General features: G+C 46.9%; 17 protein-coding genes and 1 pseudogene. 5 read left to right on the forward strand and 13 right to left on the reverse strand.

The features are described 5' to 3' along the window. Positions 1–35: 35 nt before the first annotated feature. From GBH70_RS06060 to GBH70_RS06075, 4 genes and pseudogenes are all read right to left on the reverse strand, one after another. On the reverse strand, positions 36–1,286 hold the full coding sequence (locus GBH70_RS06060; protein WP_151680198.1) for a L,D-transpeptidase family protein: 1,251 nt from the start codon (positions 1,284–1,286) through the stop codon (positions 36–38). Positions 1,287–1,499: 213 nt separating this feature from the next. After that, a pseudogene (locus GBH70_RS17120) lies at positions 1,500–1,727 on the reverse strand (DUF1871 family protein); the annotation flags it as partial. Between the two features lie 103 nt (positions 1,728–1,830). After that, positions 1,831–2,031: a hypothetical protein gene (locus GBH70_RS06070; RefSeq protein WP_151680199.1), complete on the reverse strand. Its 201-nt coding sequence runs from the start codon at positions 2,029–2,031 to the stop codon at positions 1,831–1,833. 106 nt (positions 2,032–2,137) lie between these two features. Further along, complete coding sequence (locus GBH70_RS06075; protein ID WP_151680200.1) at positions 2,138–2,737, reverse strand: peptidylprolyl isomerase; 600 nt, start codon at positions 2,735–2,737, stop codon at positions 2,138–2,140. 156 nt (positions 2,738–2,893) lie between these two features. On the opposite strand from GBH70_RS06075, the gene kapB reads away from it, so the two are divergent. Together kapB and GBH70_RS06085 are read left to right on the forward strand one after the other, a co-directional pair. After that, complete coding sequence (gene kapB, locus GBH70_RS06080) at positions 2,894–3,265, forward strand: kinase-associated lipoprotein KapB (RefSeq protein WP_151680201.1); 372 nt, start codon at positions 2,894–2,896, stop codon at positions 3,263–3,265. 237 nt (positions 3,266–3,502) lie between these two features. Further along, positions 3,503–4,720: an MFS transporter gene (locus GBH70_RS06085; RefSeq protein WP_151680202.1), complete on the forward strand. Its 1,218-nt coding sequence runs from the start codon at positions 3,503–3,505 to the stop codon at positions 4,718–4,720. Between the two features lie 59 nt (positions 4,721–4,779). On the opposite strand, the gene GBH70_RS06090 is transcribed toward GBH70_RS06085, so the two are convergent. Continuing rightward, entirely contained in the window at positions 4,780–5,169 is a 390-nt protein-coding gene (locus GBH70_RS06090; RefSeq protein ID WP_151680203.1) for a hotdog fold thioesterase, read from the reverse strand. A gap of 102 nt (positions 5,170–5,271) precedes the next feature. On the opposite strand from GBH70_RS06090, the gene GBH70_RS06095 reads away from it, so the two are divergent. Then, positions 5,272–5,637: a YuzC family spore coat inner layer protein gene (locus GBH70_RS06095; protein ID WP_151680204.1), complete on the forward strand. Its 366-nt coding sequence runs from the start codon at positions 5,272–5,274 to the stop codon at positions 5,635–5,637. Between the two features lie 41 nt (positions 5,638–5,678). Here the strand turns inward: GBH70_RS06095 and ymaG are convergent, their stop codons facing one another. The 4 genes from ymaG to GBH70_RS06110 are packed head-to-tail and all read right to left on the reverse strand — an operon-like array spanning position 5,679 to position 9,881. Beyond that, positions 5,679–5,849, reverse strand: coding sequence for an inner spore coat protein YmaG (ymaG, locus tag GBH70_RS16685; protein WP_172967512.1), 171 nt, complete (start codon positions 5,847–5,849; stop codon positions 5,679–5,681). 60 nt (positions 5,850–5,909) lie between these two features. Beyond that, complete coding sequence (locus tag GBH70_RS06100; RefSeq protein ID WP_151680205.1) at positions 5,910–7,031, reverse strand: GerAB/ArcD/ProY family transporter; 1,122 nt, start codon at positions 7,029–7,031, stop codon at positions 5,910–5,912. 16 nt (positions 7,032–7,047) lie between these two features. After that, entirely contained in the window at positions 7,048–8,259 is a 1,212-nt protein-coding gene (locus GBH70_RS06105; RefSeq protein ID WP_151680206.1) for a Ger(x)C family spore germination protein, read from the reverse strand. Then, complete coding sequence (locus GBH70_RS06110; protein ID WP_151680207.1) at positions 8,256–9,881, reverse strand: spore germination protein; 1,626 nt, start codon at positions 9,879–9,881, stop codon at positions 8,256–8,258. The genes GBH70_RS06105 and GBH70_RS06110 overlap by 4 nt, the downstream gene beginning before the upstream one ends. Before the next feature lie 131 nt (positions 9,882–10,012). On the opposite strand from GBH70_RS06110, the gene GBH70_RS06115 reads away from it, so the two are divergent. After that, positions 10,013–10,249 (forward strand): hypothetical protein, encoded by a 237-nt coding sequence (locus GBH70_RS06115; RefSeq protein WP_151680208.1) that lies wholly within the window; start codon positions 10,013–10,015, stop codon positions 10,247–10,249. A gap of 109 nt (positions 10,250–10,358) precedes the next feature. Here GBH70_RS06115 and GBH70_RS06120 read toward each other — a convergent pair whose 3' ends face one another. From GBH70_RS06120 to GBH70_RS06135, 4 genes are all read right to left on the reverse strand, one after another. Then, on the reverse strand, positions 10,359–11,861 hold the full coding sequence (locus tag GBH70_RS06120; protein ID WP_151680209.1) for a leucyl aminopeptidase: 1,503 nt from the start codon (positions 11,859–11,861) through the stop codon (positions 10,359–10,361). Between the two features lie 73 nt (positions 11,862–11,934). Then, complete coding sequence (gene spsC / locus GBH70_RS06125) at positions 11,935–12,573, reverse strand: stationary phase survival protein SpsC (protein ID WP_151680210.1); 639 nt, start codon at positions 12,571–12,573, stop codon at positions 11,935–11,937. Positions 12,574–12,818: 245 nt separating this feature from the next. After that, positions 12,819–13,136: a YuiB family protein gene (locus tag GBH70_RS06130; RefSeq protein WP_151680211.1), complete on the reverse strand. Its 318-nt coding sequence runs from the start codon at positions 13,134–13,136 to the stop codon at positions 12,819–12,821. A 175-nt stretch (positions 13,137–13,311) separates the two neighbouring features. After that, complete coding sequence (locus GBH70_RS06135; RefSeq protein ID WP_151680212.1) at positions 13,312–14,532, reverse strand: NAD(P)/FAD-dependent oxidoreductase; 1,221 nt, start codon at positions 14,530–14,532, stop codon at positions 13,312–13,314. 358 nt (positions 14,533–14,890) lie between these two features. Between GBH70_RS06135 and GBH70_RS06140 the strand changes: the two genes are divergently transcribed. Further along, positions 14,891–15,886, forward strand: a complete 996-nt coding sequence (locus GBH70_RS06140; RefSeq protein WP_151680213.1) for an NAD(P)/FAD-dependent oxidoreductase — start codon at positions 14,891–14,893, stop codon at positions 15,884–15,886. Positions 15,887–16,021: the final 135 nt, after the last annotated feature.

Raw genomic sequence — 16,021 nt, forward strand, 5'->3', positions numbered from 1 at the left:
AAATCCTGCCCCTGTTGCACAGGGACAGGATTTTTTTAATACACAATTACCGGTTCGTTTTGTTCAAGATTGTCATAAACGGATTTCATCACACTTGGCGGCGTGTTCACGCATCCGCCTGATCCGTGCTTCAAGTAGGCATCCATCGCCCAGTTTGTACGCCAGCTTGCATCGTGGAAGCCGACGCCGCCGAGTGTGAACGGAGCCCAGTATTTGACCTTGATAGAGTAATGCGGATTTCCCGCCTCGCTGCCTTCTAGGACGGACGGCGATTGCTTATACTCGATATACCAGACCCCTTTTGGCGTATCTTCATGCGTGTCATGCCTCCCGGTTACAACACGGGTTGTCACTTTCAGCTTTCCATCCTTATAAATCCAGATCCGCTGGTCATTGATTGACACTTCCGCATATGTATCGCCAATGCCGTTATTCGTTAAAACGTGGTACCCGACACCGATCGTGCTGTAGCCTTCCCCGTAAATATAATAAGCTTTTACCGATTTTCTGCCGTTTTGGAAAGCTTTCGCGATCCGTTCCGCTTCTTTATCGGTATCGATCGCCCAGCCGTATGACTGCCCTTTCACCGAAATGACAGAGCCGGAATGCGTTTTAAACGTATAGTTTTTATGCAGCGTCGATTTCTCCTTGTTCAGTTCCTCCAGTTTTGTTTTGATGCCGGATGTATCGATGGTGAGTTTCATATTTTTCGATACCGAAGCATTTTTGATCAGATCGCTTGCTTTAAACGGAAAATTCTTCTCCTGCAGCACGTAATTGACCGTCTGCTGCGATAGTTCCTCAAGCTTTTGCTTTTCCTGTTTTACTGTCTGGCTGTTTTCGCGGACCGGCTGGAGTCGGGCGGCTTTCAAATGGATTTCGCTGTTGTATTTTTGTTTGTCATATTCTTTTAAAATTTCCGCAATATCATATTGGTTTCCTTTTTTGCTTTTGGATACGCTGATTTTGCCATCTTCCATATAGGCCTGCGCGTCTTTCGGAGCCTGTAGATTTTTGTTCAATTGCTTCAATTGGTTTGATACTTCCTGCTTCAAGGTAACACTCCGGTAACGGTCCGCCCGCTCAGGCATGATCGTGTAGTTCTTTTCTTTAAAGGACGGGACAAATGTGCGCTGTGAATGGAAAACGCGTTTCACCTCCGCAAGATCACTGTCTGTAAAGCTTGCTTTTGTATCTTTACCGTCCACCAAAACTTTGTTTCCGACATACACTTTATTTGTTAAATCCATGGACTTTAATTTTTTCAAGGCCTGTTCAGCGGTCAAACCGCCCACTTTGACGCCGTTGATTTTGATATGCGGATTGAAACGGGTGGCCTGGTAATAGCCCGCCCCGCCTAAAAGTACGAGAATAAGTGCGGCAATGCTGCCAACGAGAATGGCTGTCTTCCTGCTTATGGCCGATCACCCCAATAAAAATAATTTCTATTACGAATAGATTGCGTGATTTACATATAACATATATGAATCGGCCGGATTTCACAAGAAGTTTTTCTCATTTAAGAAAACGTTCACGGCCCGCATGAAGTTTGCTGTATAAGTAAAATGCAGGTTTCCGCCATTTTTCTGCACTGGGCGAATTACTTCTTCAAAAATTTCGTAGATCGACTGGAGTTTCCCAGCGAGCACCTCTAAATCTGACAGATCGTGAACTGCCTGAATGCAATCTGCAATTTCTGTTTCATACGCGTCCGGCCCGTAACCGAGCGGATCCCATGAAAATCATTCACGTAATTTTACATTGGTTTCATGCATGTTCATGTCCATCACCTGAAAACAATGCTATGGGCTTTTTCCTATAAAAAATGCACTAATGCAGAAAGCGGTTTTTCTTCAGGATTTCATCTTCTATTTTTTTCGCTTTCTCCATCTGCTTCCGGTTAACCTTTTGAATGGCGAAAAAGGCGAGCACCGCGAGTATCACAAAAAAGGACAGCGAAATAAAAGCCGGAATGTAATATTTTTTATCGTGCGGAAACTCAACTAAAAACCCAAAAATAAAAGGAACCACGGCATTTCCCCCTTTGGCAGCGATTACCCCCATTATAACAGCCAGTGTACCCGATTGAAAACGCTAAAACAGCGCCGCATTCAATTGCTGCGGCGCTTCCCTTTTTTTACCGGACTGTCATTTTTTCAATCATGACATCGTGCAGCGGCTTATCGTACATGCCGGTCCGGACACTTGCAATTTCGTCCACGACATCCATGCCTTCAATGACCTGGCCGAACACGGTGTGGCGGAAATCAAGCCACGGAGTGCCGCCTTTTTCCATATATGCTTCCACGATCTCAGCCGGATAGCCTGCCTGTTCCATCTGCCCTTTCAAACTTGGATCAACCGTTTTGCTTTGGACGATGAAAAATTGGCTTCCGTTCGTATTCGGGCCGGCATTGGCCATCGACAACGCGCCGCGGATATTAAACAGACGTTGCGAAAATTCATCTTCAAAAGGGGCGCCGTAAATGCTCTCGCCGCCGGTCCCGTTTCCTTCCGGATCGCCACCCTGGATCATGAACCCGTTAATCACGCGATGGAACGTCAAGCCGTCATAATATCCGTTTTTGCTGTGCTGAACAAAATTTTCAACCGTCTTCGGCGCGAGTTTCGGAAATAATTTGATCGTGATCGTCCCCATATTCGTCTGCATGTCGACGACCGTTTCGTTTTCCTGCACTTCCGCCGTTAATTGCGGATATATCGTTTCTTCTGTCATAGATTGATAAACCTCCATCCGTTTCATTCACTGCTCTTGTTTAACTTTACTAAAATCAGCCCGAAAAGTCCAAAGGAAAAAACGGATTTTTTTCTTTTGCTTCTTTCCCGTATTTTTCCCATAATGATATATAGAAAAAAGCAAGGGGGAATTGGAGTGGACATTGGCGATTTCATCGTAACAACAAAGAAAACGGGAAAATATATCGGGGAAATTACGCAAGTATTCCCCGACCATTACGTGTTTAAAACGCTGGCCGTTTTGAAACATCCCGCCCAGGGGGATCTGCATCATCCGAATGAAGGGGACGTGCCGTTTTTCCATGAGCGGAAAGCGCTTGCCTACGGGGAACAGGCGAATATCCCGTTGAAAACAGCCAAACCTTACAGCGGCGAAATCCCGGATTACACCGAGTCGTTAAGAACGGCTGTCCACGGGCTCGTGGAAAAACTCGAAAAAGAAGATACACTCTACAGCCAAAAAAGCATCGCAGCATTAAAAAACTTGATGAAAGAATATGGGATTTAAGCTGGCAGCCGGGATCTTTCGGAAAGGTCCCGGCCTTTTTTATCGTTGCCCGCGGCTTCTTCGTATATCGGGAAGTAAAATAAACATGATTTTTGTCAAAAATCCTTCAAGTTTCCGCAAGACGGTTTTGTTGAACTTTCCGACATAGGTTTTATAATAATATTTAGGTGAACGAAATATTAATACAATACACTTTTAGTGTGCTTATATATATGAAGGAGGCGGTTACCCATCCAGATGACTCAGGAAAAGCGTAACTTGTATATTATGCTCGTTTGTAATTTTCTCGTTGGCGCAAGCATGACGATGATTATTCCATTTTTATCGCTATATATTAAAACGTTCGGACATTTCAGCGATGTGTATGTCCAACGGTGGGCCGGCTATATTTTCGGCGTCACCTTTTTGGTCGCTTTCATCATGTCTCCGGTATGGGGCAGAATCGGCGACAAGTACGGCTTTAAACCGACACTCGTCATTACCGGCTTCGGCATCGCCGCAAGCATTTTTTGCATGGGGCTGGCCAATAACGTTATCTCCCTGTTTATCACCCGCTTTTTTATGGGGATTGTGACCGGTTTTATCCCGACTTCGATGGCTTTGATTTCCGCGCAGACACCGAAAGAAGAGGCAGGGAAGGTGCTCGGCACATTGCAGATGGGCAATGTTTCCGGCAGTTTGTTCGGACCGATGATCGGTGGTTCAATCGCCGACAGCTTTGGCTTTAAATATACGTTTATCATCACAGCCGCCACCATTTCTATTGCCGCGCTCGGCGTTGTATTCGGCATTAAAGAAAAACGCCGCGAGCCGGTACAGAAAAAAGCGGCGCACGTTTCTTCCATCGACGTGCTGAAACGCATTGTCAGCCACCGCATTTTGATTACCGTTATGGTGATTGCCCTTTTGATCCAGATGGCCAACTTCAGCGTCCAGCCGTTACTGGCACTGTATGTAAGCCATTTAACAAGCGCCGGCAATGTCGCGCTCCTTTCCGGCATGGCGTTTTCCGCAACCGGATTCGGTAATCTCCTTTTGACAAGGCAGTGGGGGGCGCTTGGCGACAAATTCGGGCATGCAAAAGTGCTACTTGTTTTGCTTGTTTTAGCCTGTGCCTTTATGGTTCCGCAGGCGCTTGTGAACAATTTATGGGAACTCATTATTTTGAGATTCCTGTTTGGGATGGTGGTCGGCGGCATGAACCCGAGCATCGTCGCATTTATCCGCCTCGAAGCGCCGCTCAGTATGCAGGGGGAAGTACTCGGTTATAACCAAAGTTTCCGTTTCCTCGGCAATGTGACGGGGCCGCTGCTTGGCGGTTATGTATCCGGCATTTCTGGCATTTCGTCCGTTTTCTATGTCACCGGGATATTGTTTATTTTTGCGTTTGTGCTCCTCTTTTTCAGCGTAAAATCCGAGCAGCGCCGCCAGCTGCAGGAAGGGCTCAACCAATGACCGAAAAGTCAGCATCATCTATTTAAAAGGCTGCAGGCTAAGCATACCTGCAGCTTTTTTCATTTTTCTTTTTTCGGCACAACCGCAATCGTGCACCGCGATAAGCAAATCAAATTTTCTTCTTCATCCATGATTTTAATTTCCCACACTTGGGTGTTTTTGCCCCGGTGCACAACTTCTGCAACGGCCTTCACGGTGCCGTCCCGTTTGGAGCGGATGTGGTTCGCATTGATTTCAAGTCCGAAGCAAACCTCTTTTTCCAAATCAATCAGCATGGCTGCCCCGAGGCTTGCCGCCGTTTCCGCCAATGCGACAGAAGCGCCGCCGTGCAGGTACCCGAGCGGTTGCCTCGTTTTTTCGTTCACCGGCATGGTTGCCACCACTTTTCCCGGCTCCATTTTTACAAGTTTGATCCCTAAAGCACCGATCAATGTGTTTTCCAGTTCCAATTTCTCGTTCCTCCTTTGTTTCGGATTGTCCATACATCTTCCGCGCCTTCTTTTCATAATATGTAAAAAATTTGTTTTCCGCCAAAGAAAGAAGGTGAGAGTATGTACCCCAATCCGTATCATCGTTACCCTTCCATCCTTTCATACTATTCCATGCCTTTCCGCCAATATCCTGCCGTACGCCCGAAAAAATTTATGGATACCGCTTTGCATATGAATGAACTTTTATCCGATGCACAGCTGGTTACAAACCGCATTTTACGATCTGCCCCTTTTGCCGGCCAGCTGATGGAAGCGGCACAAAAGTCCAATATGGCACAGATCGGGCGCCTCCTTGCAGGAACGGGCATCAAACATACGCCGCGCGTTTTCTATTCGCCGGACGGACTCGTGCTTGAATTTGCCCATCAAACCGGCCACGATCCCGAGCCATGTTGTGCCATTCAGATGAAAATGCGCTGGTCATAACAATTAACCCCGCTTTCAATAGACAAAGCGGGGTAAAAAATTTAATACGGATAGTAAGGAAATGGCGGGTAGGCATATGGAACCGGCGGATACAGAAAGAACGGGCGCGGCCTCACCAGTGCGCCGCCAAGCAGCCCGCCGAGAAAACCTCCTAAAAGCGGGGCCCCGAAAAACGGCGCGAGACGGGAAGGATAATGTACATGTGAATTCATTCAACTACCTCCTCTCTTTCTTGTTTTAATTTATGCATCCCGCTTAGGTTGGACTGGGCGCTAGGCAGGCGATGCTTTTTGCTGTTTCTTTTTCTTACGCCTTTCTTTCCATAAAATAATAAGAAGGCTGAGCAGCGGAAATGCCACTTGCGCCGGAAAATGGAACAGGATAGGAACGACTTTGAGCCCTTCATTGATATGTTCCGCATAAGTAGATGCGATCATAAGAGAAGCGCACAGCATAATGAAGCCGAGCGGATACACGGTTTTCTGGTAACCATCCACTTTAAATAGCTCCGTAAAAATAACACATGCCGCATAAAAGAAAAGGGTGACTTTAAAAAAACCGCCAACAATTAGCGCAATCATAAAAAATACGTCGAGCCTTTCCAAAAAATGGGCAAACTGTATTTCCCGGATGGTCGAAAGAAGCGGAAACGGGGAGCGCTGGATCGTCTCTGCGCCAATCACGGAAATATTGATCAGCATGGAAAATACCAAATTCGTCCCGCTTAGTAATATTGCGGACAGCCCGGCAATTTTGACTTTCTTCGAATGGTTTACAAGTGGGAGAATGCTGAAAAATACAATCGTTTCCCCAAAAGGGACATAAATCGTTTCCGTGATCATCGATTTTAACACGGGCATGACTCCGCTTTCAAGTACCGGCTTCAGATGATTCAGATTAATGAGCCGGGATACGATGATCAACACAAATCCCGTGATCGCCATGATATAGTAAAATATGAAAAAAATTTCCCCGGTTCTTGCGATCACTTCAATTCCTTTTTTTACGGCATAAATGATGCAAAAAGCCATAATGGCGTTAATAATAAACAGCGGAAATTCCGGATAGGAAGTAATGATCAGCATTTCCCCGAAATCGCGCAGTACCCTGGCCGACAAATACAAAAAATATATGCCAAAATTAAACCCGAATATCCATCCAAGAAACTTCCCATATACGGCTTGCAGGCTTTGGACCGGGGATAGATCCGGGTAAAAGGTAAAGATTTTATAATAAAGATAAAACAGGAAAAAGCCCATGCACATGCCGCCGAGAATGGCCAGCCATGCATCCTGTTTTGCGCCGCTCCCAATTGCAAGTAGAAGCGCGCTGCCAAGTTCAAACATAAAAATCATCACAAATAATTGGTAAGGTGAGATTTTTGCTTTTTCCATATATCACCAGGCCTTGCTATTTTAAATTTGAATGGAACGGATCCGTCCTTAGTTCCGAATTGCTGATGATCACATTCGAATGCACGTTTACTTTTAAGTTGGCAAACCCTTTTTCATTCCAATGGTTCTTCATTTTTTTCCATTGCTTCGGATACTGCTGGTGGATCATTTGCCCAAACCCGAATACATCACATTTTTCCTGCTGCATATAGCGGATTCCCTCGTAAATTTGCTGCTCGGCTTTCTTTTCATAAGCTTTTTGAAGCCGGCCGATCATTTTCATATCCATTACTTTCATGGGCACATCCACTTCATAAAGCTGCCCCTGAAATGTAATATCGATATTCATTTCCGGTTTGCCGTTTTTCATCACCGGCTTTATGTCTACATTTGTTTTTATTGTCCGGATATCAACCGCATCCGGATGATGGTTCCAGTCGAGCGTTAGGGAAGTGATATTTGTCTTCTTGAGCAGCCATGTAATGACGCGTGCTTTGTTTCCGTCAACCCAGCCAATCAATTTGCCGTTTTTTATGATGCCGATTGCCGAGCTCATTAAATATGCCGATAAAGCGGTCTGGTTTAAGCTATCCTGCATTTTCCCTTTTTCCGGATCCCCGATTAGTTTAATGCTGCCAACTGCCGCTTCTTTTCCCTCTGTGGTAAAATCAGAAATGAGGTCCGACATACTTATTTTCAGCCTCCCCCCAGAACCTTCCTGGGCATATTCCAACGTTTTGTTGATTTTATTTGCCGGAACCCGGTCAATTGGGGTTAATACTTTAAGAATATCTTCCGCTTTACAATTACGAGCAATGACAAAAGTGGCTGTATTGCGGAATTCTTTGTACCTGTCCAGGACATCAAGGACGGGATAAATCCCTTCCTTGGCTGTTTCTTCACCAACCATTAATACGTTTGCATGCGAAAAATATAATCTCCTTGAAATTTCCTGTCCCCCGTTTCGGAATGCTTCTTGGACTGTTCTGCCTGTAGCCTGGTAAATGGTGACGGGCGGCCCCTGTCCCCCGCCCAATTGCATGCCGTTCGGGATGTTTAAAGAATTGACAATTTGATAGGTGACCAAGTATTTGCCATTTTCAAGGCGGTCGACTCCGATCGCGCTGACAAAGGCAATATCCGTCAATTCTTTATGGCTCCAGCAGCCGGTAAGCATAAAGATAGAAAGCAGCAGCACCGCCGCCATTTTTATTTGTCTTTTGATCATGAAGGCTCACCATTTTTTTTTGGCGGCATCGGTCGTTGGTTTTCACCTTGCCGGACAATATTTTTCTGGCTGAGGAGCCGCGGCCTGGCGCTCATCGACCATATCGGCGCACGGAAGACGGTATCTCCGATATTCTGACGCACAAGCGGCGCAATCGGGGTTGTATACGGAACGCCGAACGACCTTAAGCTGCACAAATGCACGACCAGGGCGATCATACCGATAATAATGCCGTAAAAGCCGAACGTCGCAGCCAAAAGCATAAATACGAAACGGAAAAGCCGCGCTGAAATCGCAATTGAAAAAGAGGGTGTTGCAAAACTGGCAATCGCCGTAATCGACACGACAATGACCATTGCTGCCGAAACAAGCCCGGCCTGGACGGCTGCCTGCCCGATCACAAGCGCGCCGACAATTGAAACGGTCTGCCCGATCGGCCGCGGCAGGCGGAGCCCGGCTTCCCGCAAAATTTCAAAGGTAATCTCCATGACGATCGCTTCTACAAATGCCGGGAACGGAATCGCTTCCCGCTGCCCCGTCAAAGTAAAAACGAGCTGCGTCGGGATCATTTCCTGATGGAAGGTGGTGGCCGCCACATATGTGGCCGGCCCGATCAGTGATATTAAATATCCGAGTACACGCAGAAAACGGATGGCCGTCGCAATGTCAAAACGCATATAATAATCATCCGCCGACTGGAAAAATTGAATAAAAACGGCAGGAGCGACTAATGCAAACGGGGAGCCGTCGACAATAATGGCAAAACGGCCTTCCAATAAGTTGGCAGCAACGACATCCGGCCTTTCCGAATGGTAAATAGTCGGAAAAATCGTAAACGTTTTATCTTCAATCAGCTGTTCAATATAGCCGGATTCTAATATCGCATCGATTTTAAGCGTTTGCAGCCTTTTGCGGGCTTCTTCGACCACTTTATCGTTTGCGATCCCTTTTATGTACATGAGCACCACGTCGGTCCGGGTGACTTCGCCAATTTTATATGACTCAAGCCAAAGATTCGGATTTTTAATCCGTTTGCGGATCAAAGCCGTATTAACGCGCAGCGATTCCGTAAACCCTTCACGCGGCCCGCGGACGGTGACTTCCGTTGACGGTTCTTCAATGGAACGCTGCTCGCCGCCCCTTGTGCTGATGCTTAATCCGCCATAAACCCCGTCAATGAGCAGGATCGTCTGGCCGCTTAAAAGCTCCGCAAATAAATCATTCCAATTCATGACCGTCTTGACCCCGCCGATTTTGATGGCATGCTTCATTAAGTCATCCAGGACATTGTCGCTGTCTAAATACGGATCAATTTTTGGATTTGCCATCAGTACTTCAAGCAAATTTTCATTGATCATCAGTGAATCATCAAGACCGTCGACACAGATGACAGCAGCCGGCACATTTGCCTTACTTCCCATTTTGATTTCATGGATGACAATATCGGAACTGTTTCCGGTCGTTTTTTTCAACTGTTCGATCTGCGTTTTCAGATCCGTTCCCATCGTTTGTGCCGGAATATTTGCTGCAGTGCCGCCCGTATCTTCCCCGTGCGTTGGATTTTCCTGTTCACCCTGATTCTTTTTTACAGATTTCAAATATTTGCTCCACCAAAACGGCATACCGATTCCCCTTCTTTTTCCGGATTCCCGCCATGAATGGCCGCTTACGGCGGGGTGCAAACTAATTTAAAAAACAGCTCGCTGTTAGTATGTTTCCGTTTGAACCAAATTATGAAAGGGATTGAAGATCCGTGAAATTGGCGATTTTAATCGGCATCGTTGCGTTTTTTCTGTATGCATTCATTGCTGGGATTGATTTTTATCTGAGTCGTTCCCTGTTTGTAGCACTTAGCCATCCGTTTGAATTATTCGGCTCTTTTTCTTCAATTGAAAAAATTATGCTCTCCCTATTCATCGTTTTGCTCGTCTTAAAAATTACAGCAGGCCTTTTAATGCAAAAGGGGATTGTGAAGAAAAATTATTATTAAAAAGGCTATGAAAACGAACCATGTTGATGGTAATATCCGCTTTACGCAGCGGCAATCGCTTAACAGAACATTAAAAAAAGGAAAGCTTAAGCTGCTCTCCTTTTCATCATTAGATTCTTGCCGCCATTCTTTCGGCCAGAACAGCCAAGGTCCTCACCATCACACCGGTTGCGCCGGCAGGACCGAGTTCCGTGTCTTTGCCGGTTGTTGCTGTTCCGGCAATATCAAGATGGACCCACGGCGTATTTTCTGCAAATTCGCCGATAAAAGCGCCCCCCATAATCGCATGGCCTTCCCTGCCCGGCGAATTGTTTAAATCGGCAATTTTACTGCTTCTGACCCTTTCTTTGTCCGCTTCCGTAATCGGCAGGCGCCAAATGAATTCACCCGCTTCACGCGAGGCTTCCAGCACTTGTCCGAAAAACGCGTCATCATTGGCCATGGCGCCGGTTTTATCCAGCCCGAGCGCCGTGACCACACCGCCTGCCAACGTTGCGACATCGACAATATAATCGGCGCCGTGGTGTTTTGCGTACGTCACCGCATCAGCCAAAATCAGCCGCCCTTCCGCATCGGTATTCAACACTTCAATCGTTTTACCGCTCAGGCTTGTAATCACATCATCCGGTTTAAAGGCGCCTCCGCTGACCATATTGTCGGTAGCAGGAATCACGGCAACGACATTTTGCGCAGGCTGCAGTTCCCCGATCACTTCCATTGCGCCCAAAACGGCCGCCGCCCCCGCCATATCAGTTTTCATGCCGACAATGCCGGTTTTCGTTTTCAGCGAGTAGCCGCCCGTATCAAACGTCACGCCTTTTCCGACAAGGCCGAGCACATCTTTCCATTCTGTTTTTCCTTCGTATTTCAGGACAATCATTTTCGCAGGTGCATTGGAACCTTGATTTACGGCCAGCAGCGCCCCCATCCCGAGTTTTTCCATATCCGTTTTCTCAAGGATTTCCAATTCAAAACCATATTTTTCGGCAAGACGCCGGGCGAATGCCGAAAGTTCCTCTGCCGTCAATAAATTCGATGGCATATTGACAAGCGTCCGCGCCGAGTTTACCGCTTTTCCGTACACATAGCCGGCGTGCAGGGCAGCCATCAATTCTTCTTCATTGCAGCCGGAATACACAACTGTTTTTTCAATCTGCACATCCGGAATGTTCGGCTTGCGTTTATAGCCTGGAAATTGGTATACCGCCATTGGCAGGGCTTCGCCGAGCGCAGCAGCCGTACCCACCGGCCCGATTTTCTCTGTTATGAACGTGTCCAAAAAAATCCCGGCCGATGACCACCTCATTTTCCGGACATGTTTAAACACTTTCCCGAACGCTTTTTTCAAGCCTTCTTTTTTCATTTCTTTCGGTTTGCCAAGCCCGATAAATAACAGCCGCTTTACAGGAAGCTTGCCGAGTGTGTGGACGGTGGACAAGCTGCCGAAGTGTGCCGAAACATCACCCGATTTCACCAGTTCCTTCAGTTCCCCTTCAAAAATCTTGTCCAGTCCGGAAAGCCGTCCGCCGAATTTATCCGGGATTTGTTTAAGTCCGATAATCAAGCAGTCTTCGCCACATTCAAAAGGATTTCCGTTATCGATGGTAAACATATTCATCACCTCTGTTCCATTATAACGGCCCGGAATGCGGAAACATAAAAAAAAGCGCAACCGGCGATTTGCGCTACTCTTCCGTTTTCGATTTGATATACTGCTGTCGGAAAACCTGCATCGCTTTGTTTTCGTTCATTTCGGCAAGTTCCTTTTCAGTCAGGGTGCCGTCCCCCATTTTAATGATATACACATTCAGCGTCTGCTTTCCCCACTTCCGGTAGACATCCGAAACAGTCTCAAAGTAGAGGTCGAGCCGGTCCCCTTTAATCGCCGAGCCCGTATCCGCCACAACGCCGAAATCATAGCCCGGAATATAAAGAACCGTGCCGATCGGAAAAACGGACGTGTCCGCTGCAATCGTCGAATATAAATCCCGCTTCACCTTCACCCCCGAATACGTAATGCCGTATCCGGGATGGCCAGGATTTTTTCCGGTGGATTCCGCCCCTGCCGTGTATCCTGTTGCGGTTACTTTCTTTTTCGGGTAAACGCTCCAGTCGTATGCGTCAAGCGAAGGCAGCGGATGTTTGACCGCTTTTTTTGCCAATCCTTTATCCAAAGGTTTTAGGTTTTTCCACACCGGTACTGCCGGCGCTTCTTCGCGGAGCCCTGCCGCTTTAACCCCTGAAATGGATTGGAAGGTGGATAATATCGCCCATATGAACAAGATCGCCATCAATAAGCGGATCATCCATTTTTTTATGTCCAATGGTTTTCACTCCTCCTACAAGTATTGTTTCCAACCCCTTTTCGGAATATGCGGCAGCCCGCACGGAAAAAAGTACTGATATAGGAAATCACCGCGAAATTCGCGGGATTCCTGCGGGAAAAGCAGTCCAGGCGGGTCCCCTTAACACGGAATCGTGAACGAAAGCCTAGATGGCCCCGCGGAATGCGGATGAATTTCAAGGTGATGGAATCATTGGCGCAAAAAAACTGCCCTTAAAGGCAGTTTTAAAACATGCGGTATCCGTTTTTTCTGAGCATTTTAATGGCAATGCCGGCCAAGAGCGCACCGGCCAAGCCGCTTGATAAAATCAGGGCATCGGATAAATGGATCGAAGCAAGATGGCGGCCCAGCTGCCGGAATGCCGGCCCGGGATTTGTAAAATACTCCAAAAACGCCACCCGGTTAATCATCATGAGCGCAATGAACGGATAAATAAAACAGAGGATCCATGTCATGCGCAAAAGCATATTGGCGATAAAACCGATGCCGAAAAACAAAACGAGAAAAAGGACCATAGAAATCATCAACACCGGTATACTCATAAAATCCCCCCGCATTATCGTTACATACAGTTTACGGAATAGAGTGAATTTAGTCAATATTGTTAAGGGACAGGGCAATGCCGCCGTTACCGGCACCGGGAAGCGGGGAACGGTTCTTTCCGCAAACCTCCGGTCTCCGTCTGGCCTCTCGAATACTTTAAAGCGTTTCCTTTTTCTATATAAAATTAAATTTTCCTTTCTTTAACACCAGCCTTGGACCGCCGATCAAAAACAGAGCGCGGTCATCGACCACTTTTTTCATAAATGATGCGGAAGTGCCTTTCAATTTTTTGCCGAATACGATGCCGATTGCATTGTCTTCCCCGAGCGAGCAGACTGTGCCCTTATCGTTGAAGACAAATGCTTCGAGCTCCTGTTCTCCGCGGATCTTTTTCACGAGATTGCGCGCGCACACTTCACCGTGCTGCATTGCAATTTGGGCGGTCGGCGGATACGGCCGGTTTATTGCTTTGTTTATGATCATAGCACAGTCCCCGATCATAAAAATATTTTCGTATCCCGGGACAGTCAAATCCGGATTCACTTTCACCCGGCCGCGCACATTTTCAAAGCCTGACGCATCAATAACCGCATTGCCGCGCACGCCTGCGGACCAGATCACCGTACCGGCATTGATTTCATACGGCTCTTCACCTTTTTTGCCGACCCATACCCCTTCCCGCGTCGCTTTTTTCACCGCCGTGCCGATATGGAACTCGACGCCTTTGCTTTCCAAATAGGATAGGGCATAATCGACAAGCTCACGGTCAAACTGCGGCAGCACGACAGGATTCGATTCGACGGAAACAATCCGCACTTTTTCGCGCGGGATCCCATATTCTTTGCAAAGCTGCGGAATCCGGTTGACGAGCTCGCCGAGAAACTCAATCCCCGTAAAACCCGCACCACCGACGACAATGGCCAGCCGGCTGTCATCCTTCACTTTTTCAGACCGGTACGTCGCAAATTGGCGTTCAATATGCTCCCGAATCCTTTGGGCAGCGCTTACATCTGTAATCGAAAAAGTGTAGTCTTTCAAGCCTTCAATTCCGAATGTTTCCGCGTTTGAGCCGAGCGCCATCACAAGATAATCATACGCCACTTCCCCGTCATTTTTCAGCACAACTTTATTCTCGTCTTTCTTTACCCGGACGACTTCCCCTTGAATGAATTTCACTTTGTTCCCATTCAGCACATTCTTGATCGGATAACGGACCCGGTCATGGTGTAATGTGCCGGCGGATGCTTCATGGAGCCATGTTGTTTCGTAATGGTAATCGTCTTTATTAATGAGAACGATTTCAGCTTCGGCTTTGGAAATTTGTTTTTGCAGCCGCGTCACCGTCATTAAGCCGCCGTATCCGGCACCCAAAATCACAATTTTTGGTTTCCCCATTTTTCTCACTTCCATCTTTATATTTTGAATAGGCAATGCCTATATCACAAGCGATGTAAGCCTTGATGGTTCTATATCTTAACATAATTCTTTGTGATTTCGATCACGTTGTTTTTCGTTCGATTTGTCACAAATTGTACATAGAAATGTCACAAAAAATACACGTTTTTCCCTACTCAATCATATGCTTTTTGCACTGATTTTTCAATCAAAAACTGTACTGAAATAATAATAAAAATATTCAAATATATTTACTTTTCTCCTCATTTTCTTATTGTTTTTTAACGGTTTCCGCCTGTGCGCCTGTACACGAAATGTGCTATGATGGTAAAGAATGAAGAATATTGGAGGGGTTTCGTTGAAGGAAGATCAAACCGTTTACGATATAACGATCATAGGCGGGGGGCCGACCGGCTTATTTACGGCATTTTACGGCGGATTGCGCAAAATGTCCGTGAAAATTATCGAAAGCCTGCCACAGCTTGGCGGGCAGCTGGCCGCGCTTTATCCCGAAAAATATATTTATGATGTTGCCGGCTATCCGAAAGTAAAAGCCATTGATCTGGTGAACAATTTAAAAGAGCAGGCTTCCATGTTTAAGCCAACCGTCTGCCTCGGCCAGTCCGTGGAAAAGCTTGAAAAAGGCGAAGACGGCCTTTTTACGCTGACAACAGACAAAGAGGTCCATCATTCAAAAGCGGTCATTATCACTGCCGGTGTCGGCGCATTCCAACCGCGCCGCCTGGAAGTCGAAAATGCAGCCCAATACGAAGGAAAGAACCTTTATTATTTCATTAACGGCATAGACCAGTTTGCAGGCAAAAAAGTTGCGATTTTAGGCGGCGGCGATTCTGCTGTGGACTGGGCGCTTAGCCTCGAACCGATCGCCGAAAAAGTGACGCTCATCCACCGCCGTGATAAATTCCGCGCCCATGAGCACACGGTAGAACAGTTGAAACAATCGCGCGTGGATATCAAAACACCGTTTGTGGCAAGTGAAGTTATCGGTGACGGGGAAAAGATTTCGCAGCTTGTCATTGAAGAAGTGAAAGGCGATGCGAAAGAAACGCTCGATATCGATGCTCTTATTTGCAATTACGGCTTTGTTTCCTCACTCGGCCCGATTAAAGACTGGGGCCTTGAAATCCAGAAAAATTCGATCGTTGTCAACTCCAAAATGGAAACGAACATCCCAGGCGTTTATGCTGCGGGCGATGTTTGCACGTTTGAAGGAAAAGTGAATTTGATTGTGACCGGGTTCGGGGAAGCGACAACCGCCATCAGCAACGCCAAAACCTATATTGACCCGAAAGCGCGCGTCCAACCGATGCACAGCACATCTCTGTTTGAATAAGCAACGGGGCTGTCCCAAAAGTCGGTAGATTGACCTGGGGGCACCCCCTTTTTTATGTAATGTCATGTTATCTGAGAATGTTGATGATCGCGGAATTCACTCGCTCTCCGCACGCGCCGCGGGCCTCCCCGCTCG

This window comes from Weizmannia acidilactici, assembly GCF_008974225.1.
Taxonomy (GTDB): domain Bacteria; phylum Bacillota; class Bacilli; order Bacillales; family Bacillaceae_C; genus Weizmannia; species Weizmannia acidilactici.